The organism is Aeromonas sobria, assembly GCF_050266975.1.
Taxonomy (GTDB): Bacteria; Pseudomonadota; Gammaproteobacteria; order Enterobacterales; family Aeromonadaceae; genus Aeromonas; species Aeromonas sobria_B.
Window position 1 is genome coordinate 1 of the sequence record NZ_JBKISU010000012.1, and the last position, 26,099, is coordinate 26,099.

17 protein-coding genes and 2 pseudogenes are annotated in these 26,099 nt (G+C 59.6%); 4 read left to right on the forward strand and 15 right to left on the reverse strand.

What is annotated here, in order from left to right; genetic code table 11:
* Nucleotides 1-128: 128 nt before the first annotated feature.
* Nucleotides 129-605, reverse strand: a pseudogene (locus ACLHZ1_RS08565) (transposase); the annotation flags it as partial.
* 900 nt (nt 606-1,505) lie between these two features.
* Between ACLHZ1_RS08565 and ACLHZ1_RS08570 the strand changes: the two are divergent.
* From ACLHZ1_RS08570 to fabA, 4 genes and pseudogenes are all read left to right on the forward strand, one after another.
* Complete coding sequence (locus ACLHZ1_RS08570) at nt 1,506-1,922, forward strand: helix-turn-helix domain-containing protein (protein WP_206220025.1); 417 nt, start codon at nt 1,506-1,508, stop codon at nt 1,920-1,922.
* Between the two features lie 186 nt (nt 1,923-2,108).
* Nucleotides 2,109-2,711 (forward strand): annotated as a pseudogene (locus ACLHZ1_RS08575) (transposase).
* 240 nt (nt 2,712-2,951) lie between these two features.
* Nucleotides 2,952-4,928, forward strand: coding sequence for a Lon protease family protein (locus ACLHZ1_RS08580; RefSeq protein WP_427261734.1), 1,977 nt, complete (start codon nt 2,952-2,954; stop codon nt 4,926-4,928).
* Between the two features lie 76 nt (nt 4,929-5,004).
* Nucleotides 5,005-5,565, forward strand: a complete 561-nt coding sequence (gene fabA / locus ACLHZ1_RS08585; RefSeq protein WP_427261735.1) for a 3-hydroxyacyl-[acyl-carrier-protein] dehydratase FabA — start codon at nt 5,005-5,007, stop codon at nt 5,563-5,565.
* 78 nt (nt 5,566-5,643) lie between these two features.
* Here fabA and rmf read toward each other — a convergent pair whose 3' ends face one another.
* The 14 genes from rmf to ACLHZ1_RS08655 form a co-directional block, all read right to left on the reverse strand.
* Entirely contained in the window at nt 5,644-5,820 is a 177-nt protein-coding gene (gene rmf / locus ACLHZ1_RS08590; protein ID WP_084205227.1) for a ribosome modulation factor, read from the reverse strand.
* Between the two features lie 163 nt (nt 5,821-5,983).
* Nucleotides 5,984-7,636 (reverse strand): DUF3466 family protein, encoded by a 1,653-nt coding sequence (locus ACLHZ1_RS08595; protein ID WP_427261736.1) that lies wholly within the window; start codon nt 7,634-7,636, stop codon nt 5,984-5,986.
* Nucleotides 7,637-7,644: 8 nt separating this feature from the next.
* Complete coding sequence (gene uup / locus ACLHZ1_RS08600) at nt 7,645-9,558, reverse strand: ATP-binding cassette ATPase Uup (RefSeq protein WP_427261737.1); 1,914 nt, start codon at nt 9,556-9,558, stop codon at nt 7,645-7,647.
* 66 nt (nt 9,559-9,624) lie between these two features.
* Nucleotides 9,625-9,861, reverse strand: coding sequence for a glutaredoxin family protein (locus ACLHZ1_RS08605; protein WP_427261738.1), 237 nt, complete (start codon nt 9,859-9,861; stop codon nt 9,625-9,627).
* Nucleotides 9,861-12,044: a bifunctional 23S rRNA (guanine(2069)-N(7))-methyltransferase RlmK/23S rRNA (guanine(2445)-N(2))-methyltransferase RlmL gene (rlmKL, locus tag ACLHZ1_RS08610; RefSeq protein WP_427261739.1), complete on the reverse strand. Its 2,184-nt coding sequence runs from the start codon at nt 12,042-12,044 to the stop codon at nt 9,861-9,863. Before rlmKL ends, ACLHZ1_RS08605 begins: the two co-directional genes overlap by 1 nt.
* Before the next feature lie 238 nt (nt 12,045-12,282).
* Complete coding sequence (locus ACLHZ1_RS08615; RefSeq protein WP_408793338.1) at nt 12,283-12,819, reverse strand: cell division protein ZapC; 537 nt, start codon at nt 12,817-12,819, stop codon at nt 12,283-12,285.
* A gap of 99 nt (nt 12,820-12,918) precedes the next feature.
* The gene (gene pyrD, locus ACLHZ1_RS08620; protein ID WP_408793339.1) at nt 12,919-13,929 is read right to left on the reverse strand and encodes a quinone-dependent dihydroorotate dehydrogenase; all 1,011 of its coding nucleotides are present in this window, start codon (nt 13,927-13,929) and stop codon (nt 12,919-12,921) included.
* Nucleotides 13,930-13,994: 65 nt separating this feature from the next.
* Entirely contained in the window at nt 13,995-18,836 is a 4,842-nt protein-coding gene (locus ACLHZ1_RS08625) for an NAD-glutamate dehydrogenase (protein ID WP_427261740.1), read from the reverse strand.
* Between the two features lie 272 nt (nt 18,837-19,108).
* Entirely contained in the window at nt 19,109-19,330 is a 222-nt protein-coding gene (locus ACLHZ1_RS08630) for a DUF2835 family protein (protein ID WP_427261741.1), read from the reverse strand.
* Nucleotides 19,331-19,430: 100 nt separating this feature from the next.
* The gene (gene pepN / locus ACLHZ1_RS08635) at nt 19,431-22,055 is read right to left on the reverse strand and encodes an aminopeptidase N (protein WP_427261742.1); all 2,625 of its coding nucleotides are present in this window, start codon (nt 22,053-22,055) and stop codon (nt 19,431-19,433) included.
* 135 nt (nt 22,056-22,190) lie between these two features.
* Nucleotides 22,191-24,203, reverse strand: coding sequence for a carboxy terminal-processing peptidase (prc, locus tag ACLHZ1_RS08640; protein ID WP_427261743.1), 2,013 nt, complete (start codon nt 24,201-24,203; stop codon nt 22,191-22,193).
* 8 nt (nt 24,204-24,211) lie between these two features.
* Nucleotides 24,212-24,856 carry an RNA chaperone ProQ gene (gene proQ / locus ACLHZ1_RS08645; protein ID WP_408793347.1) on the reverse strand — a complete coding sequence of 215 codons (645 nt, stop codon included), beginning with the start codon at nt 24,854-24,856 and terminating at the stop codon, nt 24,212-24,214.
* A gap of 102 nt (nt 24,857-24,958) precedes the next feature.
* Nucleotides 24,959-25,417 (reverse strand): GAF domain-containing protein, encoded by a 459-nt coding sequence (locus ACLHZ1_RS08650; protein ID WP_427261744.1) that lies wholly within the window; start codon nt 25,415-25,417, stop codon nt 24,959-24,961.
* Between the two features lie 84 nt (nt 25,418-25,501).
* Complete coding sequence (locus ACLHZ1_RS08655) at nt 25,502-25,963, reverse strand: hypothetical protein (RefSeq protein ID WP_427261745.1); 462 nt, start codon at nt 25,961-25,963, stop codon at nt 25,502-25,504.
* Between the last annotated feature and the right edge of the window lie 136 nt (nt 25,964-26,099).

Consider the following 26,099-nt stretch of genomic DNA (forward strand, 5'->3'; position numbering starts at 1 on the left):
AGATCGGCGAGGCCGATAGCCTGGAAAAACTCGAAGCCCTGCTACCCTGGAACGTCCCGCTGGAGCCCATTGCAAAAAAAGTGGCGCAATACAACGAAGGCAAGTAGGTCGATTTAGCGGCGCTTACGATCCAGCGGCCGGTTTTGCCATTCGTGGACCTGCTCGATGACACGTTCGGTCACCTTCGATACCAGCCCCGCCGAGATGTCGGCGTCATACATCTCTTTGAACGCGTCCACGATATCCCGCGTGCTCAAGCCCTTGGCGTAGAGGGCGAGGATCTGGTCGTCCATCTGGGTCAGGCGTGACTGGCCCTTGCGGACGAACTGAGGTTCGAAGGAGGAGTTACGGTCACGAGGGGCCTGGATAGTGACCTCTCCGTGCTGTCCTTTTAGGCGCTTGGTGGAATAGCCATTGCGATTGTTGCCGGTCCCACGGCCTTGTGGGGCGTGTTTCTGGTAGCCCAGATGCTCGTCCATCTCGGCATTGAGCGCGGTCTCGACGGTGAGCTTGATCAGCTGTTGGGTGAGGGTGCCGAGATCTTTTTCAGATTTGATGTCTTTTGCCAGCTCAGCGGCCAGTGCTTTGAGTTTGTCTTGGTCCATTTGCTTACCCACGAAGGTATCCTTTTGAAAAAGTTACTTATTCGTGGGCGGTTACACAATTGGATTTACAGGCTCCACTTGATCGTTGCCAGCAAGACTTTGACAATACACATCTTGGTCTCACGCGTAAAATAAACCATACACTAAAAACCCAAGATAGAGTAAAACAATACGATCCTGAAGAAGAAATGCGTCGTCTTCTTTCTGGCATTGGTTAATCCGTGCTATTGATCATTTAATTAATATTTGACGGCATCAGTAAGATCCCTACCCTACTGTCTTTGTAATATCTGTTAGATAATTCCCTAGTTTTCGCTAACTCGCCCAAAGGTGTCAGGATCTGCAGGTTGATAGTTCTCTGAGAACATGTTTTGCAAACGATGATCTTGCCTTAAATTTGCCAACGTCTGAAAAAAACAGTCTTCACACAAATACACCTGGTAGCGTTCACCATGGTGGTGCACAGAACTGTAACCCCAGCTGGCTTCCAACGTGCCGTATTCCTGCGTGCCGCACGAAGTTCTCGTACTGCAACCACAAACATCACAGAGAATATCGACAACCTGTTTGGTCGGGTCCATGACTTCCACTATTCATAGTAATATTCCTTTTTTAACCCTACAGCACCGAAAATCGATGGCCACCATTGGGATTTGGAGGCCTTCTGAATCGCCTACCCCTATATATAAGTTATTTTATCACGACAAAACTTTGCAATCGTCTAAAGGTATTGCAGATCGAATCTCATGGGTGAAACGTTCTAGCAGTGTTAGGAGTTCTCATAGTAAGATGAAATTATGCATGTTAACAACTTGTTCATCACTCTCATTTCTGACAGAATATCCTGCTCCAGATAGTCGCTATTCTCCGCGAGTACAGGAGAAACAAGGAGCTACTATCATGTTAAATCCGGCTCTGGTCCAGATTAGAGCAGCATTAGCCCAAGTGCCTTACATCGCCCACATCAATAATCAGGACGATTATGAGCGAGCTCTTGAGCTGATGGACGAGCTGATCGATGACTATGAAACCAATAAGCAATTGATTCAGTTGCTTGCAACCAGTCTCGAGCGCTGGGAAGACGGGGCTGTCGAGTTCGCCGACTTCAACAAGGCTTTAGCAGGCGTGGAGCCGGGCATTGCTGTCTTGAAGACTTTGATGATCCAGCACCGACTGGGGGTGGCTGACCTGCCTGAGCTGGGCTCCAAGTCCAACGTGAGCAAGCTGCTCAATACCGCAGAGGGCAAAAAACTTACCCGCCAACATATCGAGGCGCTCAGCAAACGTTTTTCAGTGTCACCAGCACTGTTTTTTTGATTTCCAGTGGAGCTAATCCAACTCAAGTTAGATCGTCGCGCTTGGAGGCGGTATAACCGGTCGTACCAACCCATGAAATTTAAGTGTTTCCCATCTTCAAGCTAAATAAGCGTCCTGTTGTAGTGGTCTAATCATCCCGGACACCATTTTAGTTGGTACAGTCGCCACCATGACTTGAGGTGTTCAATGACAAGATTACGTCGCTCAGTTACTGCCGGGTTCAAGCTGGATGCCGCATCCCTGGTACTCGACCAGGGATACTCTGTCCCCGAAGCCAGCCGTTCACTGGATGTCGGTGAAACCATACTTCGCCGCTGAGTTCAGCCACTTCAATCCGAACGCAGTGGCACCACCCCAATCAACAAAGCGCTAACTCCGAAGCAGCAGAAAATCCAGGAGCTGGAAGCCCTCATCACCCTGGTCTGCTACGCTTTCGCTGTCCCAACGTCCTGTTTTTACAAAAATTTAGCCCTGAAGCGGACCATTAACAGTTAGCGGATGAAACAACGAAGCGAGTTGTGCCATTTGTTTAAAGAGAACCGGGCTGGTATCCAATCAGCCGGGCATTTCGGCAACGGTTGTGGCGCTGTCGCATGGCTCAAAGCATGAGTCGTCGTGGTAACTGCTGGGAGCGTCAACGCCCCGCTGGAGCGGTTGTTCAGAAGCCTGAAGTCAGAGTGGCTCCCTGTGACGGGATACATTAGCCTGCGGGAAGCAAAACGGAATATCAGTTATTACCTGATGGATTACTACAACTGGCGGCGTCCACATCAACACAGTGATAGCTAACCGCCAGCAGCATCCGAAAATCGACCTACCTAATGTCCGGATTTATTTGACTACCGCCCCTTCCTATTCATGAAGTGATTTTAAGTTCATGAAATACAAAAAATTGATTTATATGAATAAAAAGCAATGAACTACCTTGGTAGTATAGACTTGTTAAATGTGATATTCCATTTCCTGTCACGCCTATACGAACTGTGTATAATGGCAACAATTGCTCCTCTCTCCGACCGGATGTCTTAAGTGGCTGAATTAACATCAGAACAACTGAAACCCGCTTTTGCGATTGACCTCTTTGCTCCCCTGAGCGAACTCGACCCTATTCCCTTTGCCGCCTTGCAACCCAGAGCCATTTCAGCCATCAAGCGTCTGGCCAGTTTCGACGGCGATTGCCCCGTGATGCTGATCAACGGCTTCCCCGGCGCAGACTACGAACAGGTGTGCCGCACCCTGATTGCCGACACCCATGGCAAGGACGGCGATCTGTTCGATCTCTGCTATACCGAGAACCTCAACAATCCATTCAAGCCCATCTGGCTGCGACTGCAACCGGGCACAGGGTTCGAATTTTGCGAGATGGTTGGCGAGCTGCTCAAGCTGATGAGCCATCATCTGGATGCCGAGCGCCTGGTGACCCGCATCATGCGCAAGCAGAAGGATGACCCCAAGATAGCCGACTTCCTGTCGGATCTGTCGGCCCATGTCGCCCTCGGCCTCGAGTTTCAGCACCCCGTGCTCATCAACCTGCTGATCCATCACGAAGATCAGCAGGCCCCCGTGGTCTATGGCCGGGATCTGAACTGGGACACCCTGTTTGGCTCCATCAACTATCAGACCGAGCAAGGCTCGGTCTACGCCAACCAGCATCTGCTGGAGCCGGGCCTGATGCGTCAGGCCAATGGCGGCTATCTCATCTTGCAACTCGATGAGCTGCTGGATCAGCCCCACCTCTGGTTCAAGCTCAAGAACGCCATGCTCAAGGGCGAGCTGGACTGGAATGCCTACCAGGAAGGCAAGACCCTGACTCCCTTCTTCGCCCCGGAGGCGACGCCTATTCGGCTCAAGCTGATCCTGGTCGGCGATCGGTTGGAAGTGGCCGAATTCCAGATGCTCGACCGTGACATGTCGGAGCGGATCTTCCTGCGCGCGGACCTGGTCTCCGAGGTGGAGATTGACGATGAACTGCCTGACTTTCTCGGCTACCTGGCCTGGATCCGCCAGCGCTGGTCCCTGCTGGACTTCACCCCGGCAGCCCAGGCGGCGCTCTGCCGTCACGCCAGCCGGCTGTGCGACCATCAGGAGTGGCTCTCCCTCTCCGAGGTGCAGCTCACCGCCCTGATGCGGCTGGCAGACAGTCTGGCCCGGGAGCTGGAGGCCGACATCATCGATCAGGAGCACATCGTCAATGCCCTGGCCGAGCAGGATTTCCGCTTGAATTACCTGGTTGAACAGTCCGATCAGGGGGTGATCGATGGCCAGATCCTGCTGCAGACCGAGGGGGAAGAGATAGGCCAGATCAATGGCCTCTCCGTGATCCAGGTCGCCGGCCACCCCTACGATTTTGGCGAGCCGGTTCGCCTCACCGCCACCGTTCATCTGGGAGATGGCGACGTGGCGGATATCGAGCGCAAGGCGGAGCTGGCCGGTCATATCCATGCCAAGGCCATGATGATCATCCACGGCTATCTCTCCAACAAGTTCGGTGCGGAGAACCCCTCACCTCTGTCGGCCAACCTGGTGTTCGAGCAGTCTTATCACGAGATTGACGGGGACAGCGCCTCCCTGACCGGCCTGTGCGCCCTGCTCTCTGCCCTCGCCCGCCAGCCCATCTATCAGCACTTTGCCGTCACCGGCGCCGTCGACCAGTTTGGTAATGTCCAGGCGGTGGGCGGGGTCAACGAGAAGATCGAGGGCTTCTTCCGGGTGTGCCAGATCCACGGCCTCAATGGCAAGCAAGGCATTCTGTTGCCCGGTACCAATGCCCAGCAACTGAACCTCTCCGACGAGGTGATTGCCGCCGTCGAGCAGGGACTGTTCCACATCCACCCGGTGGACCATGTGGAGGAAGCCATCGAGCTGCTGACCGGCTGCGTGGCCGGGGAGCCGGATATGCCGGATACCCTGTTTTTCCGCATCCAGCAGCGGCTGGACGATCTCAACGGCACTCTGCCCAAAACGGGCATAATGCGCACCATACTGGGCCGTCTGTTTGGCCATTAACAAGTGATCGGAGTTGTCTAGCGCACAGGTGTACGCTAGATTGGCTCCGCTTTGACTCATATGAAGGATACACAGCGTGACCCAAGATAAAACCGCCTCTGCAACTCCCCTCTCCCTCTGTGAACAAGGCAAGACCTCGTTCTCCCGCGAGGAGCTGCTCGCCTGCAGCCGTGGTGAACTGTTTGGTGAGGGCAACAGCCAGCTGCCCGCCCCCAACATGCTGATGATGGATCGCATCGTCACCATCAACGATAACGGCGGCGAGCACGGCAAGGGCGAGATCCTGGCAGAGCTCGACATCACGCCGGACCTCTGGTTCTTCGATTGCCACTTCCCGGGCGATCCCGTCATGCCGGGCTGCCTGGGCCTGGATGCCATGTGGCAGTTGGTCGGTTTCTTCCTCGGCTGGAAAGGCGGCCCCGGCAAGGGTCGTGCCCTGGGGGTGGGTGAAGTGAAATTTACCGGTCAGATCCTGCCGACCGCCAAGAAGGTCACCTACAAGATCACCTTCAAGCGGGTCATCAACCGCAAGCTGGTCATGGGGATCGCCGATGGCGTGGTCGAGGTGGATGGTCGCCCCATCTACAGTGCCACCGACCTGAAAGTGGGCCTGTTCAAGGACACTACCAGTTTCTGATCTTGCCATGTCACGGCAAGCATCAACGCAAAGGGGCCTGTCGGGCCCCTTTCCTGTCTTTGAATGGTGATGAAGTGACTACTTCATGAAGAGTCCTGAACTCCGTCCTTCCATGGCTTCACGCCATCCCCCCAGCCATTGGCCTCGGGCGTCCAGACACTGGTACGGACAAGATTCGCTTTGTTTACCGACAACGCCAGCCTGATAACCGCGAGCGCGAGCTCTCTCCAGACGGTCCCGTTTTTGTCTCTTCATATTCAACGACCCTCTTCGTGGAACGAAAAAAGCGACCAGTTATTCACCAGTCGCTTTCATCATTAACGCAAGGCCAAAGTCAGGTCAAATAAAACTTCCCATGCTAATCGTGGCTTGTGACACAAGGCACTGAACTGCATTACATTTTTATGACCCGCTTTTTTCAGCCACGGCGACGCAGCCAGGCAAAAGGCAGACCCAGCAGAGTCAGCCAGAACAGGCTGCCGCCACCACCACCGCCGCCGTCACCATCCTGACCGGTCTGGTTGACGACCGGGGCGTTGGCCACCACGCGATTGGCGGCTATGCCCTCATAGTTGAGGCTGTCCGGGCTCAGCTTGACGCTGACCACGGTGGCATTGCTGCGGTTGTTGAGGTCGGTCTCGCTGCCATAGCGATAGGCGGTGGCCGCTATGGTGCCATCCGCGCTGATGCCGCTGGCATAGGCGATGTGGTAGTAGGCCCCATTCTGACTGCAACTCTTGCTGCCGGCATCGCTCAGGCCGCAGATGAGGTCGTTGAGATACCAGTTGCTGCCATTGGCGGCGTTGAGCAGGAAGGCTTCCTGCATGCGGTTGGTACCGCCGCTCACCGGCTGGGTCTGATGACGGGAGTCACGCCAGCCGACCACCATGTTGTGATCGTTGATGGCCGCGGCTTCCGAGTTGGCACCGCTGATCGGACTGTTCTTGAGGGGCACGGAGGCGTTGCTGCTCGGGTTGTTCAGGTTGAACACGAACATCTCGACCGGGCGGTTCTGCCCCTTGTTGGTGCCATAACGCTGGTTGCCTATCACATAGCCGTTGGCATTGACGCCGCTGGCCCAGCTGCCGCGCAGGCTGGCATCGCTGTCATCCGGCTTGCCGTCGGACAGGGGAATGGCCTTGGTGGTGCCAGCCGACTTGTTGGCCAGATCCAGGGTCCAGTAGGCGGCGAGATCCAGGCTGTGCTCCGCATACTCTTCGTCGGTGGCCGAATAACCGACCGCGACCCAGCTGCCATCCTTGAGCTTGGCAGCCTGGAGCGCGGAGGCGGTCTGCACCATGTTCTTGTCATCGTCGTAGTAGCTGGTTGGCTGGAACAGGGTGGCAGCGTCATTGTCTACCAGCCAGAAGGCCGCCTGGGTGTCGACCCCAGGGCAGTAGCGGTAGTCGCCGAAGCTGTCGTCATCGCCGTTATAGCACTCTGTGTACTCGTCGGTGGTGACCTTGCGGTTCTTGCCGGTGGCGGCGGTGCCAGTCACCAGGTACTGACTGCCGCTGACATGGGCCACGCTGGTGGCACTGCTCAGCACATTGGTACCGTTCACCTGGTAGCTGCCATCCAGGGCTACCTGGTTGCCGTCGTTGATCACGGCAAAGCCGGTGCGGCTGTTGGCCAGCCCACTGACCGCGTTCTTGGAGGACTTGTAACCCACATAGGTGCCGCTATCGGACCCCATAGCGACCACCAGGCCATCGGTTTCGCTGCCAGACAGGCCCAGGTTGTCGCGCTGGGAGCTGGAGTCGAGGAAGTCGCGGCGCCACTGGTAGCCAAAGTTGGCATTGTCTTCCCAGAAGGCATCGCAGACGTCACTGGAGAGGATGCAGTTCTGATCGAAGCGGAATCTGTCTACCAAAAAGTCAGAGAAGGGTGCGGAGGAGAAGAAGCTGCCCGCATCGTTCGTCAGTTTCACCGCCAGCACGCTGTTGTCGGCGCTGATCCCGACCCCATAGCCCTGCCCCACTTCGGTAATGGTGAAGAAAGGGCTCTGCGCCGCCTGGGCATTGAGGCTGGCGCCGACCAGTACGGCCAGTATGGATAATTGCTTTTTCATCTACGTCCTTAGTCCTGATGTTTCAACGCTTCCAACTCCTCCCAACGGGAGAAGGCCTGTTCCAGTGCTGCCTCGGCAGCACTCAGGGCATGTAGCTTCTGCTGTGTCTGTTCGGCACTGAGCGAGAAGAAGCCGGGCTCATTGATTTCGCCCTGCAATGTATCAAGTTCGGCTTCAAGTTGCTCCAGTTTTGCGGGCAGAGATTCCAGCTCCAGCTGCAATTTGTAGGAGAGCTTGCGGCTCTTTTTGGCGGGTTCGCTCGTCGTCGCGACGGACTCTGTCGCCGTCGGGGCCTTGCTCGCCGCCTTGGCCGGTTGCGCCGCCTGCTGGGCACGGGTCGCCATCATGTCGGCATAGCCGCCCACATAATCGCTGATCCGGCCATCTCCCTCGAACAGCCAGCACCCGGTCACCGTATTGTCGATGAAACGGCGATCATGGCTGACCAGCAGCAGGGTGCCGGGATAGTCTGCCAGCAGCTCTTCCAAAAGTTCCAGGGTTTCGACATCCAGGTCGTTGGTTGGTTCATCCAAGATCAACAAGTTACTGGGCTTCAAGAACAACTTGGCCAACAGTAGACGGTTTTTCTCGCCCCCTGACAATGCCTTGACCGGGGTCCGCGCCCGCTTGGGCTCGAACAGGAAGTCCTGCAGATAGCCCAGGATGTGGCGGGAGCGGCCGCGCACCATGACTTCCTGCTTGCCCTCCCCCACGTTGTCCACCACGGTCAGCTCGGGATCGAGTTGCTCTCGGTACTGATCGAAATAGGCCACCTCCAGGTTGGTGCCCCCCTTGACCAGCCCGCGGCTGGGGGCGAGCTGACCCAGCAACAGCTTGATCAGGGTGGATTTGCCGCAGCCGTTGGGGCCGACCAGGGCAATCTTGTCGCCCCGCAGCACCTGCAGATCCAGCCCCTGGAACAGGGTGCGATCGCCAAAGTCCAGCCCGAGTCCCTCGGTCTCGAACACCAGCTTGCCGGAGCGATTGACCTCGTCCAGTTGCAGCTTGGCCTTGCCCTGCAGCTCGCGGCGCTGAGAACGCTCCCGGCGCATCGCCTCCAGGGCCCGCACCCGCCCTTCGTTGCGGGTACGGCGGGCCTTGATGCCCTGGCGTACCCACACCTCTTCCTGGGCCAGCTTGCGGTCGAACTCGGCATTTTGCAGCTCTTCGACCCGCAGCGCCTCTTCCTTGCCCTGCAGATACTCGTCGTAGTTGCCGGGCCAGGAGGTGATCACGCCACGATCCAGATCGATGATCCGGGTCGCCAGCTTGTGGATGAATTCCCGATCGTGGGAGATGAACACGATGGCGCCGCGAAAGTCCTTGAGGAAATCTTCCAGCCAGTTGATGGCCTCGATGTCCAGGTGGTTGGTCGGCTCGTCCAGCAGCAGCAGATCCGGATCGCACGCCAGTGCCCGGGCCAGAGCCACCTTGCGCAGCCAGCCGCCGGAGAGGCTGTCGAGGGTCACATCGGGATCCAGCCCCAGCAGGGTTAGCACCTGGCTGATGCGGGTCTCGAACTGCCAGCCGTTCTGATAATCGAGCTGCTCTTGCAACTCGCTCATCTTGCGGATGTTGGCGTCCGAGGGATCGTGCCCCAGCTCCAGAGAAATATGGTGGTACTGTTTGAGCAGCTCGCCGACGCCAGCCAGCCCTTCGGCAGCATAGTCAAACACCGTGAGTTCGCTCGAGGCGGGGGGATCCTGCTCGAGGCGGGTCACTTTCAAGTCTTGCTGCAACACCAGACGGCCATCGTCCAGGGGCAATTCGCTGGCAATCACCTTCATCAGGGTGGACTTGCCCGCCCCGTTGCGGCCCACCAGGCAGAGACGCTCGCCCCGCTCTATGGTGAGCTCGGCGTTGTCGAGCAGCGGGAAATCACTGAACGACAGGGAGGCGCCGTGCAATGTTAATAAAGCCATGTTCGTTCCTTATTGCGTATGAAAAAACGGGCGGCAGACTGGATCTCCCCCCGTTTCATCGTCAAATCAGCACTGCTCCTGACGCCCAGTCCAGGCCGTCAGGTCCGCCAGGGTGAAGGGCCAGCCCAGTTCGCGGCCGGCCTCATCGCGCACGACCGGAATGCGCACCCGGTAGGCCTCGAGCCAGTCGGCGTCATCCAGGATGTCGCAGCGGCGGGTCCTGCCAGCAAGGCCGGCCTGCTCCACCAGCGCCCAGGCCTGTTCGCACAGGTGGCAGCCGTCGGTGTGAAACAGGGTCAGCATCAGGCCTGCGCCTCGGTCTGCTCAGGGGCGTGGGTGATGATCCAGCAGTTGTGGATATGCTGGTTGCGCTCGAAATCCTTGGGCCGGGTCTTGCCGGTGATGTTCTGAACCTTGAGACCAGCGGCCTCGAGACCGGCAAGATCCATCTTGAAGTGGCGCTTGTTGTTGGAGAACACCAGGGTGCCGTCCGCCGCCAGCAGGCGTTTGAGGTGCTGCATCAGCAGCAGGTGATCCCGCTGCACGTCGAAGCTCTCGTCCATCCGTTTGGAGTTGGAGAAGGTGGGCGGATCGATGAAGATGAGATCGTACTGATCCTCGGCCTCGGAGAGCCACTTCAGGCAATCTGCCTGGACGAACTTGTGCTGACGGCCCACCAGGGAGTTGAGCCGCATGTTGTCCTGCGCCCAGTTGAGGTAGGTGTGGGACATGTCCACCGTCGTGGTTTCGCTCGCCCCGCCAAGGCCCGCGTGCACGGTGGCACTGCCGGTGTAGGCGAACAGGTTCAGGAAGCGCTTGCCACGGGCCATCTGACCCAGCATGCGACGGGTCTGACGGTGGTCGAGGAAGAGGCCGGTATCCAGGTAATCGTAGAGGTTGACCCACAGACGGGCGCCGTACTCCTGCACCTCCATCCGGTGCTGCTCCTCGGAGAGCTTCTGGTACTGCTGCTTGCCTTCCTGACGCTCGCGCACCTTCAGGATCACCTTCTCGCCGTCCATGCCGGTCACCTTGATGGCGGCCTGCACCATGTCGAGCAGACGCTGACGGGTCTTCTGGGCGGGAATGTCCTTGGGCGCGGCGTACTCCTGCACCACCAGGTAATCCCGATAGCGGTCGATGGCGGCGTTGTATTCCGGCAAGTCGGCGTCATAGAGGCGATAGCAGTCGATCCCCTCCTTGCTGGCCCACTTCTCCAGGGTCTTCAGATTCTTGCGCAGGCGGTTGGCAAAGTCCTGGGCCACCTCTTTCTGGGAGGCCACGGAGTCGAGCGCGATCTGGTAGTTGCGCAGCTGACACTCCAGCGCCCCGTTGAACAGGCGATACTGCTTGTCGGCCCGCAAGCGCAGGCAGCTCAATAGCTCAGGGGAGGCAGACAAAATGGTGACCTTCCAACCCTGGAAGCTGCGGCGCAGGGCATCGCCCAGGGCCTGGTGCACTTCCAGCAGGGCCGGGAACTCCCCGAGACGCTCGCCATAGGGCGGGTTGGAGATGAGCATGCCGATCTCGCGGGCCTCCCCTTCCACAGCAGGCATCGGCAGCGGGTTCTCCAGCGCGGTCACGTCCGCCTGCTTGAAGGTGATGAGGTGGGCCACGCCGGCCGCCTTGGCGTTGTCGCGGGCCTTCATCAGCACGCGGGGGTCGGCATCGCAGCCAAACAGCTTGGCTTCGCAGCGCTGCATGCCGCGCTTGGCGCGCACCTGGGCTTCCATCATCAAGCTCTGCCACAGATCAAAGTCGTGTTGCAGCCAGCGATCGAAACCGAAGCGCTCCCGGCGCAGGGCCGGCGCCATGTCGGCGGCGATGAAGGCCGCTTCGATGAGCAAGGTACCGGAGCCGCACATGGGGTCCATCATGGGCTCACCGGCCCAGCCGCTGCGGGCGATCATGGCCGCCGCCAGGTTCTCTTTAAGGGGCGCCTCCCCTGTGCCCTGACGGTAGAAGCGCTGGTGCAGCGCCGGGCCTGACAAGTCCAGCGTGATGTTGGCCTTGCCCTTGCCCAGGTGCGCCATGATGCGAATGTCCGGCGACTTCTTGTCCACGTCCGGGCGCACATGGCCGCGCTTGGTGAAGCGATCGACGATGGCATCCTTGATCTTGAGCGCCCCGTACTGGGTGTTGCGAATGGCGGGGTTGGTACCGGTGAAGTCCACGGCGATGGTGGCGGTACCGGAGAAGTGCTCTTCCCAGGGAATGGTGTGGGCGCCGAGATAGAGATCCAGATCGTCGTTCATCTGGAATTCGGACAGCACCAGCACGATGCGGGAGGCAAAGCGGCTCCACAGGCAGGCCTTGTAGCCGATGGCCAGTTCGCCCTTGAAGTGGACGCCGGCCACGGTCTCACGGACCTGCTCAGCACCCAGATTGGTCAGCTCGACGGCCAACAGGTTTTCCAGCCCCTTGGGGCAGGTTGCAAAAAATTCTTTCATCACGCTCACGGGGAACCCATAAAAATAGGCCCGCATTATACCCCATTCGCGGCCGTCTTGGCTGCCCCGAACATCACCAACTCCCCCTCAATTCACGGCCAGAGGGAAGATATCGGGGAAACGCGGGGGCGAGCTGCCCCTCGTCCCCTGCGATCCCGCCCGGGAGCGGCAGCTTCTCTTGCAAAAGGCAGCAGGGAAATGGGCACAGGCAGGAAGAGTCAATACGAGAGCCTCGGTCTGCCGGCCAGCAGACAGGCAAGGGGGATGGTGGGGGTCAGCCCACCTGGCGCAGCTCGGGAGCGGCCCTGTGATAGAGGCCCAAGCGGTTGTTCATCACCTTGATCACGGCAAATCTCGGCATCAGCTTGTTGCCGCTCAGCATCAACTCCTCGGTCAGATTGAGGCAGACGCTGGCTTGCTCCCCCGCCTCTATCACCATGAACACCCCTTCACCGTGCTGAGTGTGCATGACCACCAGCTCCCCCCGCTCCGGCATCAGGCGCTGACCCAGTTCAATAAAGAACCAGCTCTGGGGCATCAGGGGTTTATAAAAACGGCTCACCGCGATGGCATTTAATACCAGCTGCACCTGATGAGGCACGCTCCAATTGAGATCGGCGGCGTTGTCCATCAGCTGATAATAGAGGGAGGCATCATCGACACAGAAAGGCTGGGTAGTAAAAGAGGCTGGCACCAGCTGGCGCCCTTGATATTCGGTCGCGAATATCATCTCATCGCTCAGCTCCAACATCAGACGGTCGGACTTCGCATCATAATGCCATTGCCATTGATCGTTCGGTTGGAGAAACATGAGACGCCCTTCCTTGCTGCAGTAATTCGACTCTATTCCAAGTCGATAATTTCGGCAACCTTAATTCCGGGCGTCTTTATATTAAATTGACCAGATACGTCAGATATTGGTCACTATCTCTTTCACCAGGGCCGGCCCCTTATAAATAAAGCCGCTATATATTTGGACCAGGGTGGCACCGGCTTGCAGTTTCTCCCGGGCGGCCATGGCGCTGTCCACACCCCCGACGCCGATAATAGGAATGGCCCCTTTCAGCTCCTGAGCCAATAAACGGATCACCTCGGTGCTCTTGTGCTGCAGCGGACGACCGCTCAATCCCCCCGCCTCACCGGCATGGGGCATGTCATAGATCATCTCGCGCGCGAGCGTGGTATTGGTGGCGATGACGCCATCGATGCCATTTTTCAACAAGGATCCGGCCACCTGTTTAATTTCATCCAGGCTGAGATCCGGGGCGATTTTAACCGCCAGCGGCACATACTTCTTATATTGCGCCGCCAGCACTTGCTGACGTTCTTTGAGGGCGGCCAGCAGTTCGTCCAGCGCATCCCCATACTGCAACTGACGCAGACCCGGGGTATTGGGAGAGGAGATATTGACGGCGATATAACCGGCATGATCATAAACCTTGTCCATGCAGATCAGGTAATCGTCTTTGCCGTTCTCGATGGGGGTATCTTTATTCTTGCCGATATTAATGCCGATCACCCCCTGATATTTGGCGGCCTTGACCCGCTCCACCAGATGATCCACCCCGAGGTTGTTGAAGCCCATGCGGTTGATGATCCCCTCGGCCGGCACCACCCGAAACAGGCGGGGCTTGTCGTTGCCACTCTGGGGCTTGGGGGTCACTGTGCCCACTTCAATGAAGCCGAACCCCATGGCACCGAAGGCGTCGATGCACTCGCCATCCTTGTCGAGCCCTGCCGCCAGACCGACCGGATTGGCAAAATTAAGCCCCATGCAGGTGACGGGGCGTTGGGGCAAGGATTGGCGGAAAAAGATATCGAGCGGTGTGCCATGAAGACGGGCGAGTTGCTTGAGGGAGAGCTCGTGAGCCTGCTCCGGATCCAGCTTGAACAATAAATGCCTGGCGAGGGGGTAAAACATCTTTGCTCCTTAAAAAAAGCCCCGGCAACTGGCCGGGGCTTTTGGGGTGATGATGCCACTCGATGTTATATCGAGGTTCGGCAATTCAACTGGAGCAGGTTCAACTCCCGCAAGGCCACCGAGAACTTGGCGAACTCGTGCGTGCTGGTGGTCTTGAAGTCGGCCAACATATGGGTCCAACGGGACAAGAGTTGCTCATGCTCCGCAATCCAGTCGGCCAGTATGGTATCGCATTCTCCCTGATCTTTGCACCCTTCCAGCACCACGGAAGTGAGGCTGCGTTGCTGCCAGTCCAGATCCTCGCGAAACGACGCTCTGGCCATCGCCTGCCAGTGGTTGCCCACCGGCTGATGGTTGATCTGCTCCAGGAACCAGTGCAGGTCGAGCTTGGCACCGAGGCGATAGTAGACATTGGCCACCCGCAGTATGTCGCTCTGCTGATCCGCCGCAATCTGCGCCAGATCCAGGCAGGAGAAGAGGCTGCTCATGTGGGCCACCTGACGGGCGATGGCCTCTGGCACCTGCCTGTCCATCAGGGCGGCAACCGCCTGGCGGTGTTCGGCCACCTCGCTCTCATCCATCACCTCGTAGAGGTGCTCGCTCAACGCCTCGAAGGCGGGGCGGAAGAAGGCGATGTTCTCCCCTATGCTCCAGCCGCGGTTGCGGGCACGCAGGAACCAGCGTGTGGCGCGGCGCACGATGCGGCGGCTGGCGAACATCAGCTCGAGCTGGGTCTCGGCGTTCACCCGGTTGTCCAGGGATTCGATGTCGCGCCACAGGGGGTCGAAGCCGAACACTTCCCGGGCCATGGCGAAGCAGGTGGCGACCTCCGCCACGGAGGCGCCGGTCTCGTCGCGCATCCGGGTCGCAAAGTTGAGCCCCATGTCGTTGACCAGCATGTTGGCGACCCGGGTCGCGATGATCTCGCCCCGCAGCGGATGCTGGGCCAGGGCCTCGCCGAAGCGCTGTTGCAGCTGCTCGGGGAAGCTGGTGACCAGCATGCGGGCCAGGAAGGGCTCGTCGGTGATCTCGGGGCAGTTGAGCTGCTCCTTGAGCACCATCTTGCCGTAGGCCACCAGCACCGCCAGTTCGGGGCGGGTCAGGCCCTGCCCGGCCGCCATGCGCTCGGAGAGATCCTCGTCGGAGGGGAGGAACTCCAGCGCCCGATCCAGCTTGCCTTCCCGTTCCAGCCCCTGGATGAAGCGCTGCTGCTCCTTCAGCTGATCGCCGCCACGGAACTGGGTAACCGAGATGGACTGGGACTGGCGATAGGCGTTGGTCAGCACTATGTCGGCCACCGCGTCCGTCATCTCGTAGAGCATCTGGTTGCGCTGCTTGAGGGTCAGTTCCCCTGCGGCAACAAGTTGGTTCAGCAGGATCTTGATGTTGACTTCGTTGTCGGAGCAGTCCACCCCGCCCACGTTGTCGGTGAAGTCGGTGTTGATGCGGCCCCCCTGGCTGGCGTACTCGATACGGCCGAGCTGGGTGAAGCCGAGGTTGCCCCCCTCGCCGACGATGCGGGCCCGCAGATCGCGGCCATTGACCCGCAGGGCATCGTTGCTGCGATCCCCCACCTCGCCATCGCTCTCCTTGTGGCTCTTGACGTAGGTGCCGATGCCGCCGTTCCACAGCAGATCCACGTTCAGGCAGAGCAGCGCCTTGATCAGCTCGTTCGGCGCCATGCTGGCCTTGTCGGTGCCGAGCAGGGTCTGGATTTGCGGGCTCAGCTTGATGGACTTGGCGGAGCGCAGGAAGATGCCGCCGCCGGCCGAGATGAGCTCACGGTTGTAATCGTCCCAGCTCGATCCCGCCAGCTCGAACAGCCGCTTGCGCTCGGCGAAGGTGCTGGCCGCGTCCGGCGTCGGGTCGATGAAGATGTGCATGTGGTTGAAGGCGCCCACCAACTGGGTGTGCTCGGAGAGCAGCATGCCGTTGCCGAACACGTCGCCGGCCATGTCACCTATCCCCACACAGGTGAAGTCGGTGGTCTGACAGTCGATGTCCAGCTCGCGGAAGTGCCGCTTGACCGACTCCCAGGCGCCGCGCGCCGTGATGCCCATCTTCTTGTGGTCATAGCCGACCGAGCCGCCTGAGGCAAAGGCGTCGCCCAGCCAGTGGCCGTACTCCTGGCTTATCTCGTTGGCGATGTCGGAAAAGGTGGCGGTGCCCTTGTCTGCAGCCACCACCAGGTAGTAGTCATCCTCGTCGTGACGCACCACATCCCTGGGCGGGATCGCCTCCCCTGCAATGATGTTGTCGGTCACGTCCAAGAGGCCTCGGATAAACAGGCGATAGCAGGCCTTGCCCTCCTCCTGGATCACGGCGCGGGGAGCCCCCACCGGCATCTGCTTGCAGTAGAAACCGCCCTTGGCGCCGACCGGCACGATGACGGTGTTCTTCACCTGCTGCGCCTTGACCAGACCCAGCACCTCGGTGCGGAAGTCTTCCTTGCGATCGGACCAGCGCAGGCCGCCCCGGGCCACCTTGCCCCAGCGCAGATGCACCCCTTCCACCCGTGGCGAGTAGACGAAGATCTCGAATTTCGGCAGGGGCAGCGGCATCTCGCTGATCCCGGCGGGGGCCAGCTTGAAGGAGATATAGGGTTTGACCTCCCCTTCCTTGTCCAGCTGGTAATAGTTGGTGCGCAGGGTCGCCTCTATCATCTCCATGTAGCGGCGAATGATGCGGTCGTCGTCCAGGTTGGCCACCAGATCCAGCTTGGCGGTCAGCTGCTCGTGCAGCTTGGCCAGTACCTTGGCATCCTGCTTGCCAGCCGGATCCAGGCGCGCCTCGAACAGGGAGAACAGCAGCTGGGCCAGCTCGGGATAACGGGTCAGGGTCTCCTCGATGTAGCTCTGGCTGAAGGAGACACCGGTCTGGCGCATGTATTTGGCATAGGCGCGCAGCACGGAAACCTGACGGCCGGTGAGGCCGGCCCCCAGCACCAGACGGTTGAAGCCGTCATCTTCCAGGGTCTTGTTCCAGACGGCGGCGAAGGCCTGCTGGAAGCGCTGCTGGCTCTGGGCCAGGCTGAAGGGCTGATCGCCGCGCAGCAGCATGGAGAAGTCGAGGATCCAGAACACGTCGCCGTTGGGGGTCTTGACCTGGTAGGGGGTCTCCCCTATCACCCTCAGCCCCATGTTTTCCAGCATGGGCAGCACGTCGGAGAGGTGGATGGGTTCGGCGCGGTGGAACAGCTTGAGGCGGACCCGGCGATCGTCCTCCTCCTCCTGGGCGCGGTAGAACAGCATGCCCAGCGGCTCGGCCTCGCTCAGGTTGTCCAGGGCCATGATGTCGGCCACGGCGGAGCCCGGCAGCACGTCTTCCTTGTAGGCGCGGGGGAAGGCGTCGTTGAAGCGGCGACCCAGCTCGTTGCCCTTGGCCTCGCCATAATGGGCCAGCAACACGGAATCCAGGCGATCGTCCCAGCTGCGGGCCGCTTCAATCAGGTTGTTCTGTACTTGGTTCACATCCACATCCACGTTGTTATTGTTCACTCGGACTATGTAGTGGGTCCGGGCCAGCACGCCCTCGGAGAAGTAGACGTTGAACTCCACCTCTTCGCTGCTGCCAAAATATTTCTGCAATATCTGTTGGGTCTTGATCCGCAGCGCCGTGTTGTAACGCTCCTTGGTGACATAGACCATGCAGGAGAAGAAACGGCCGTAGACGTCGCGACGCACGAACAGGCGCAGCATGTCCCGCTCCTGCATCGCCAGCACCCCCTGCCCCGTGGCCAGCAGCTCCTCTTCGCGGGCCTGGATCAGCTCATCGCGCGGGTAGGTTTCCAGCACGTTGAGCAGCGCCTTGTAGGCGTGGGAGCCCGATTCAAAGCCGGAAGCGGCCATGATGCGCTCGAGGCGGTGACTGATGAGCGGGATCTGGGTGGCGCTGGTGTTATAGATGGAGGAGGCGTAGAGGCCGATGAAACGATCCTCTCCCACCACCTTGCCATGCTCGTCGAAGCGCTTGATGCCGATGTAGTCCACATAGGCCGGGCGATGCACCCGGGATTTGCTGTTGGACTTGGTCAGGATCAGCAGATGGTTGGAGAGGGCGGCGTGGCGGGCGCTGGCGGGCATGTGGCCCAGGCGCTGTCCCTCGTCCTTGATGGAGTTCTTCATCAGGCCCAGGCTGGAATCGGGCTGGGGCAGGATCTCGTGGTCCCCCTCCACCGCCTTGACGTCGTAGCGGCGATAGCCCATCAGGGTGAAGTTGTGGGCGGCGACCCACTTGAGGAAGGCGACGGTGGAGTCCACCTCCTCCTTGCTGACCGGGCTGTTGCGGCTCGGCAGCTCCTCGATGATCTCGTTCAGGCGCGCCAGCATGGGCTGCCAGTCGCCGACCGCCAGCGCCACCTCACCGGCCACGGAGTCGAGCTCGGCGGCCAGGGCCAGCATCTGGCTCTCTTCGGTCAGGTGATCGATCTCGATGAGGAAGGCGGTCTCGGCCGATGTCTGCTGCGCCGTGTGCTCCAGATCCAGGATCGCCTCTATCTTACCATCCTTGCCGCGGATGAGGTGCAGCGGTTGATGCAGCATCATGTGGGCCGTGATGCCCCGGCGCTTGAGCGCCATGCGGATGGAATCCACCAGGAAGGGGGAATCCTGCAAGATGATCTCGACGATGGTATGGGGCGACTGCCAGCCATGACGGGTCAGCTCGGGGTTGTAGACCCGGATATAGGGCTCGGTGCCGGTGCGCTGGTTGAGGGCATTCCACAGGCTGAGGGCGGCGCCGTAGAGATCGCTGTCATTGCGATCGTGCAGATCATCGCTCGCCATGTTGCCGTAGAACTTGGCAACGAAGCGCTCGACCAGGGAGGCACTCTTGTGGGGTAGCTTTTGATGGATCAGGCTGAGAACGTTTTCGAGCAGAACTGAGGTAGGGGCGTCTTTCAATGCCATTGCTAGTTTCCTTATCGGACCGACATCACCGACAGCGACATCCACCCTGGATGCCCGCTGGTACAGAGTTGTGCGAAGTGTAATGGGTCGGATCCGGGAAGGCGAGCGAAGCTGATAATGAAATGTTAAAAACTAGCGGCAGATCACGGCTCAGGCTGTCATTAATTTTGTCATTTTAGAAAAATGCAGAAAATATCACTGACAAACTCCGTTTTAACCCGATAGTTAGTGATATTAAGCAGATAATTACGCGGTTTGCTGTTTGGTTTTTGTTAATTTATGCGTTCCAGGCCGATGAAGCGGTGATCGTCCCCCGTCTTGAGCCAAAAACGGCCATGGACCCCGCTCTGGCCGACGAAAGGACGGATCTTGTCCAGCCCCAGCTCCAGGGTCAGTCCCTGATCGCAGCGCACCACCAGGCGGCGGGCATGCCCCTGGTACATCAGCAATATCTCGTCACGGGACAGACTCAAACCAAAGGTAAACTGCTTCACTCCCTCTTCTCCTCCTGCAGGCCGCCGATCCGGGTCGGCGGTCATCAATGACAGGGCCGGGCGATCTGCCCGGCCCTGTTTCCCTTCACTGGCACAAGGCTTACTGGGCCAGGGCCTTGCTCACCTTCTCATAGAGATCCCGGGCCAGGCTCGGCAACCCCTGCAACCGTGCCAGCTCGGCACGGATCAGCCCTCTGCGTTCCTCGTCCAGTCGCTTGAACTGGATAAGCGGCGTGATGAGACGGGACGCCACCTGGGGGTTGATGCTGTTGAGCTCGATCAGCAGATCGGTCAGGAAGCGATAGCCGCTGCCATCCCGGGCATGGAACTGCACCTGGTTGCCCATGGCGAAGCTGCCCACCAGGGCCCGCAACCGGTTCGGGTTGCGGATGCTGAAGGTGGGATGGCTCATCGCCTGGCGCACCTCCTCCAGCACGTCGGCGGCCGGCTTGGCGCCCACCAGGCGCAGCCAGTTGTCCAGCACCAGGCCGTCATGGGCCCACTTGCCCTCGAAATCGGCGAGGAGCGCGGCGCGGCACGGCAGCAGATGGCCGTTGGCCACCTGGAGCGCCGCCAGGGTGTCGGTCATGTTGTCGGCCTGGGCATATTGTTCCCGCACCAGGGCATCGGCGAGTTCTGCATCCAGCGCCGCCAGATAGCCCAGCACCACGGCCTTGAGGGCGCGCTTGGCCATGTCGGCGTGCACCACCTGATAACCGTTCAGGCGCAGGCTCTCATAGCACGTCAGCAGGCGGTCGCCGAAGGCCCTGGCCAGTGCGGCCTGGATCTCGCCGCGCACCCGATGGATGGCGTCGATGTCCGCCACCTCGAACAGCTCGGCCAGGGTCGCCTCAGCGGGCAGCGCCAGGATCTCCGCCTTGAGGGCGGAGTCCAGCGCCTCGTCATCGAGGATGGTGACGAAGGCGCTTAGCAGCGTATCGGACAGCGCCACCCCCTGCCCTTGCTGTACCCGGGCCACGCCGTCGATCACCGCCTTGTTGATCAGCATCTGGGCCGCATCCCAGCGGGCGAACTCGTTGCGGGCAAAGCGCATCAGGAAGGCGAGCGCCTCGTCGCTGTAATCAAAATGCAGCTTGACCGGCGCACTGAAGTCCCGCAGCAGGGAGGGCACCGGCCTGACCGGCACTTGGTCAAACACGAAGGTCTGCTGTGCCTCCAGCACGTCGAGCACGTTGCCGATGGCCTTGCCCTGATATTGCAGCGGGATGACGGCCCCTTTCTCATCGTAGAGCTCGATGTCAAAGGGGATGTGCAGCGACAGCTTTTGCGGCTGATCCTGGGTCGGCGGGGTGTGCTGGCGCACGTGCAGGCGATAAACGCCGCTCGCCGCGTCGTAGTCGTCGGTCACGGTGAGCTCGGGGGTACCGGACTGGCTGTACCAGCGGCGGAAGCGGCCGAGATCGACACCGGAAGCATCTTCCATCGCCTGCACGAAGTCGTCGCAGGTGGCGGCGGAGCCGTCATGACGCTCGAAATAGAGGCGCATGCCGGCCTGGAATGCCGCTTCTCCCAACAAGACGTGCAGCATGCGGATCACTTCAGAGCCCTTCTCGTAGACGGTCAGGGTGTAGAAGTTGTTCATCTCTATCACCACATCCGGACGGATGGGGTGGGCCATGGGGCCGGCATCTTCGGCAAACTGCGGGCCGCGCACGGTGCGCACGTTGTTGATGCGGTTGACGCCGCGCGACCCCAGATCCGAGGAGAACTCCTGATCCCGGAACACCGTCAGCCCCTCTTTGAGGCTTAACTGGAACCAGTCGCGGCAGGTGACCCGGTTGCCGGTCCAGTTGTGGAAGTATTCGTGGGCGATCACCCGCTCTATGCCGTGATAGTCGCCGTCGGTGGCGGTGGCCGGGTTGGCCAGCACGAACTTGGAGTTGAAGACGTTGAGCCCCTTGTTCTCCATGGCCCCCATGTTGAAGAAGTCCACCGCGACGATCATGTAGATGTCGAGGTCATACTCCAGATCGAAACGCTGCTCGTCCCAGCGCATGGCGTTGACGAGGCTCTCCATGGCGAAACCGGCGCGGTCCAGATTGCCCTTGTCGACGAAGATCTCGAGGGCCACCTCGCGGCCGCTTTTGGTGACATAGCGGTCCCGCTCCACGTCGAAGTCACCGGCTACCAGGGCGAACAGGTAGCTGGGCTTGGGGAAGGGATCCTGCCACTGCACGAAGTGGCGGCCGCCATCCAGATCGCCGCTGTCGACCTTGTTGCCGTTGGAGAGCAGATAGGGGTATCTGGCCTTGTCGGCGGTGATGCGGGTGCTGTAACGGGCCAGGATGTCGGGCCTGTCCAGGTAATAGGTGATGCGGCGAAAACCCTCCGCCTCGCACTGGGTGCAGTAGGCATCGCCGGACTTGTAGAGCCCCTCCAGCGCCGTGTTGCCGGCGGCGTCCAGGTCCGTGACTATGGTCAGCACGCACTCGGCGGGCAGGTTGCTGAGTCGCAGCTGGTTGTCGGTCAGCTCATACTGCTCGCACGCCACCCCGTCTATGCTGACGCTCACCAGCTGGAGGCTCTCGCCATCGAGGGCCAGCACCTCATTGTGCTCGCCGTTGCGGCGAATGCGGGAGATGGCGGTGACACGGCAGAGGGGATCCTGCAGCTGGAAATCGAGATCCAGGCTGTCAATCCAGTAGAGAGGGGCTTGATAATCCTGGCGATATTTGGCCGTCATGGCCTGAGAGTGATCGGTCATTATTATGTGCTTCCACGCTTGTTATGGGCGTATCGAGGCTGTCACAAGGCCATCCCCGGGTCAAATAGTTTGCATTCAGGCAAGAGAAAGGGCGACTTGCGTCGCCCTTTTGTCCATGACTCGCCGAGGCTGACCTCAGTGGGGAGCCAGCTTGACCAGATCCGCCGTGATATTGGCGGACTCCAGCAGGTACTCATCGGGTGCCTCAAAGTCCGCAGGCAACTCGTCCAGGCTCTTGATGGCAGGCTTGCCCATCCGCGCCAGGCGCTCGTTGGCCCGCAGCAGGGCCAGGGCATCCTGCTTGTCCTGCTCGGCACGCCGCTGCGCTTCGTTCAGGGAGAGGGATTTCTTGTCCTTCTCGGCACGATACTCCTGGATGTCCTGCAGCACGTAGGCGAACTCGGGATCCGTCTTGATCCTGGCCTGGTGCGCCGCTTCCAGCTTGGGGATCAGGTTGGTGAAGTTGCCCAGGGTCTGATAATCCGCCGAGGCGATCTTGTCCCAGGGCAGCGCATGGAACTCACGGCTCTCCCCCGTCTCCTCCGGCGTGACCGGGGTCGGGAAGCTGATGTCCGGCGCGACACCCTTGTTCTGGGTACTGCCGCCATTGATGCGGTAGAACTTGGCAATGGTGTACTGCACGTGGCCCAGAGGCTGATCGTAGAAGTCGTACACCTTGGCCAGGCTGCGGTGCTGCTGCACCGTGCCCTTGCCAAAGGAGTTCTCTCCCAGGATCAGGGCGCGGCCATAGTCCTGCATGGCGGCGGCGAAGATCTCGGAGGCCGATGCGCTGTAGCGGTCGATCAGCACCGACATGGGCCCGCCGTAGTAGATCTGGCCATCGTCATCGCCATTGACCGAGATCCGGCCCATGTGATCGCGGATCTGCACCACGGGACCGCTGGCGAAGAAGAGGCCGCTCAGGGCAGAGGCCTCGGTGAGGGCTCCGCCGCCGTTGCTGCGCAGGTCCACCACCAGGCCGTCTATCTTCTGCTTGTTGAGGCTGGCCAGCTCCTTGATGACATCGTCATGAAGGTTGACGTAGAAGCTCGGGATCTCGAGTACCCCTATCTTCTTGCCCTGGGTCTTGATCACCTTGGACTTGGCGGCCCGGTCTTCCAGACGCACCTTGTCCCGGGTCAGCTCGACCTGCTCGGTCTTGACGCTGGCGCCCTTGCCACGCTGGATCTCGAGACGCACCTTGCTGCCCTTGGGCCCCTTGATGAGCTCGACCACGTCATCCAGACGCCAGCCTATCACATCGACTATCTTGCCATCCTCCTGCCCCACCCCGACGATCTTGTCATCGGGCTTGAGGTGGTTGGACTTGGCGGCCGGACCACCCGGCACCAGGGAGCGGATCACGGTGAAGTCATCTTCCGCCTGCAACACGGCGCCTATCCCTTCCAGCGAGAGGTTCATCTCGGTGTTGAAGCGATCGGCGTTGCGGGGGGAGAGATAGCTGGTGTGGGGCTCGATGGCGCGCGAGAAGGAGTTCATGAAGAGCTGGAACACATCCTCGCTCTCGGTCTGGGACATCCGCTTGATGGCGTTGTTGTAACGCTTGCCGAGCAGCTCCTTGATCTCGGGCCACTCCTTGCCGCTGAGCTTGAGGCTCAGGGCATCGAACTTGACCCGCTGACGCCACAGCTCGTTGAGCTCGGCTTCATCCCTGGGCCAGGGCGCCCCTTCCCGATCGAAGACGTATTGATCGGGCTGGGTAAAATCGAAAGGGGTATCAAGCAGTTGGAGGGCGTATTCGAACCGCTCATAGCGTCGCTGCTGACTCAGATTGAACATATCGTAGGCGGGCGCCAGACGGCCCCGCTCGAGATCGGTATCGAAGCCATGACGGTATTTTTCGAACCGCTTGATGTCAGAGGCCAAAAACAGGTTGCGGCTGAAGTCCAGATTCTCGAGATACTGATCGAACACCACCTCGGAGAAGGCATCGTCCAGCTTGAACTGCTTGTAATGGGAGCGGGTAAACAGATTGGCAATTCGCTTGCTGGCCGTAGCATGTTGGCTCTCTTGAGCCAACACAGGCAAATCACTTTCCTTGAGCACCGGCTCGACGGCCTGTGCAAGCCCGGCAAGCGCCAGGCTACAGGCGACGAGGGAAAAACGAATTACGCCATGCTTCAACATTTGTCTCCTTAGAGAACCAGATGCTCGAATTTGACGCGCAGCATCATGCCGGTCTGCAGCTGAACCTGCACATCATCCTTGGTGATTTCCTTGATGGTCGCCGGGACCGGAGACTTGCCCAGCACCACGTTGACGGCTTGTTCCACTTTCAGCTCACCGGCCTGGGCCTGACGATACTGCTTGGGAGCAGCAGCGGCGGCGTCCGGTTTGCGCGGGGCAGGACGACGGGGCTTCTTCGGTTTCTCTTCGCGCTTGCCAGCGGCATCGGCCTTGGCCTCGCCTTTGGCCTCTTTCTTGTCGTCTTTGTTGCGACGGTTGGCAAAGACGCGGTCCTTGCTCTCCTTGAGCGCCTGCTTGGCGTGCTCGATGTGCTCTTCGGTCAACAAATCGCCCGGGTTACCATCGAGATCGACGCGAGCCTGGCCGGCCTTGAGGCCGTGCAGATAGCGCCAGCTGGAAGTGTATTGACGCAGGGCGGAACGCAGCATGGTCTTGGAGACCCTGTCATCGTCAGCAAGACGCTCGGCCAGATCCTGGAAGATGCCAATCTTGAGTGGCTTGGCCTCTCCTTCAGCGATGAAGCAGGCCGGGAATTTCTCGACCAGGTAGGCAACGATCTCTTTACTGTTCTTCAGCTTTTCAGTGTTTTCCATGTATAACCTTGGCTTTCATATAAACGCACGGGCAACCCCGGGCACAACAAAGGCCCCATTATAGAGAGCTTGGGGCCTTTTGCGAACCATCTCGCACCTAACTTACAGCAGGCGTTCCAATATTTGGACCGTATCTTCCAGCCCGAGCCGGTCAATCTGGTCAAAACGGTTGAAAACGGGACTGTCGATATCCAGCACCCCTATGATGACGCCATCACGGCGCAGCGGGATCACAATCTCCGAATTGCTGGCCCCATCGCAGGCGATGTGCCCCTCGAACTGGTGCACATCGTCGATGAGCTGGGTCTGCCCCTCGGCCACCGCCGTGCCGCAGACGCCGCGCCCGACCGGGATGCGCACGCAGGCGGGCTTGCCCTGGAAGGGACCCAGCACCAGTGTCTCCCCCTGCAACAGATAAAAACCGACCCAGTTGATCTCGGCCAGCTCCTGATTGAGCAGGGCGCTGAGGTTGGCCAGCTTGGCGATGAGGTCGGGTTCCCCTTCCAGCAGAGCCTGGGCCTGCTGGTTGAGCAGTCGATAAAATTCTTGTTTTTCAATCATGATGAAATGGTCTTGGTTCTCAGATAACCAGTGCAAGGTACCGCCCTGCCTGAAAAATTCAAATTAAATTTGCACCGCCCCCCCTCAACGGGTCACCGACAGCGCCACCTGTTGCCGCTCGCCATTGCGCCATTCGATGACCAGCAGCCATACCATGTGGTGGCTGGTGCAGGCCCCGACCTGGGTGTCGGCCAGCCACTGCCCTTCCCCTTGGGGCTCGAAAAACACCGGGATGCGCCCCATGAACATCTCCTGCCCCTCCAGCCAGCTCTTGATTGGCACTTGTCCCTGCGCCACCCCGTCAAGGCGTATCTGAAACGCCTGTTCTGCCCGCAGGGGGGGGTCATTCAGAGCTACTGTGAGCGGCGCTCCCCCGATCTGGAGCTCGCAAGAGGTGTGGGACAGATCACAGATCCGATCATTTTTCGCGTCCGCGCCTGCGCCGTCCACGCCGTCGAACCAGGTCCGATAGGCCATCAATCCGAGCAAAATGGTCAACACGATGAGCAGATGGGCAAATTTGCGTGAAGTCAGTCTCTCTTTCATTAAAAAACAACCTTGTAAGCTGGCTTTTAAATGCCATTTTCGTGATCTTGCGCATGGTAAAAACTGCGTGATGCGCCTGCGCTCGGAGCCAAATATATCACTGTTTATACTGTTATTTTACCTGTCAGTTCAGTAT

Coding starts and splice junctions, on each gene's coding strand:
- ACLHZ1_RS08570 (WP_206220025.1), top strand. CDS start 1,506: ATGTTAAATCCGGCTCTGGTCCAGATTAGAGCAGCATTAGCCCAAGTG.
- rmf (WP_084205227.1), bottom strand. CDS start 5,820: ATGAAGAGACAAAAACGGGACCGTCTGGAGAGAGCTCGCGCTCGCGGT.
- ACLHZ1_RS08595 (WP_427261736.1), bottom strand. CDS start 7,636: ATGAAAAAGCAATTATCCATACTGGCCGTACTGGTCGGCGCCAGCCTC.
- uup (WP_427261737.1), bottom strand. CDS start 9,558: ATGGCTTTATTAACATTGCACGGCGCCTCCCTGTCGTTCAGTGATTTC.
- ACLHZ1_RS08605 (WP_427261738.1), bottom strand. CDS start 9,861: ATGCTGACCCTGTTTCACACCGACGGCTGCCACCTGTGCGAACAGGCC.
- rlmKL (WP_427261739.1), bottom strand. CDS start 12,044: ATGCGGGCCTATTTTTATGGGTTCCCCGTGAGCGTGATGAAAGAATTT.
- ACLHZ1_RS08615 (WP_408793338.1), bottom strand. CDS start 12,819: ATGTTTCTCCAACCGAACGATCAATGGCAATGGCATTATGATGCGAAG.
- pyrD (WP_408793339.1), bottom strand. CDS start 13,929: ATGTTTTACCCCCTCGCCAGGCATTTATTGTTCAAGCTGGATCCGGAG.
- ACLHZ1_RS08625 (WP_427261740.1), bottom strand. CDS start 18,836: ATGGCATTGAAAGACGCCCCTACCTCAGTTCTGCTCGAAAACGTTCTC.
- pepN (WP_427261742.1), bottom strand. CDS start 22,055: ATGACCGATCACTCTCAGGCCATGACGGCCAAATATCGCCAGGATTAT.
- prc (WP_427261743.1), bottom strand. CDS start 24,203: ATGTTGAAGCATGGCGTAATTCGTTTTTCCCTCGTCGCCTGTAGCCTG.
- proQ (WP_408793347.1), bottom strand. CDS start 24,856: ATGGAAAACACTGAAAAGCTGAAGAACAGTAAAGAGATCGTTGCCTAC.
- ACLHZ1_RS08650 (WP_427261744.1), bottom strand. CDS start 25,417: ATGATTGAAAAACAAGAATTTTATCGACTGCTCAACCAGCAGGCCCAG.
- ACLHZ1_RS08655 (WP_427261745.1), bottom strand. CDS start 25,963: ATGAAAGAGAGACTGACTTCACGCAAATTTGCCCATCTGCTCATCGTG.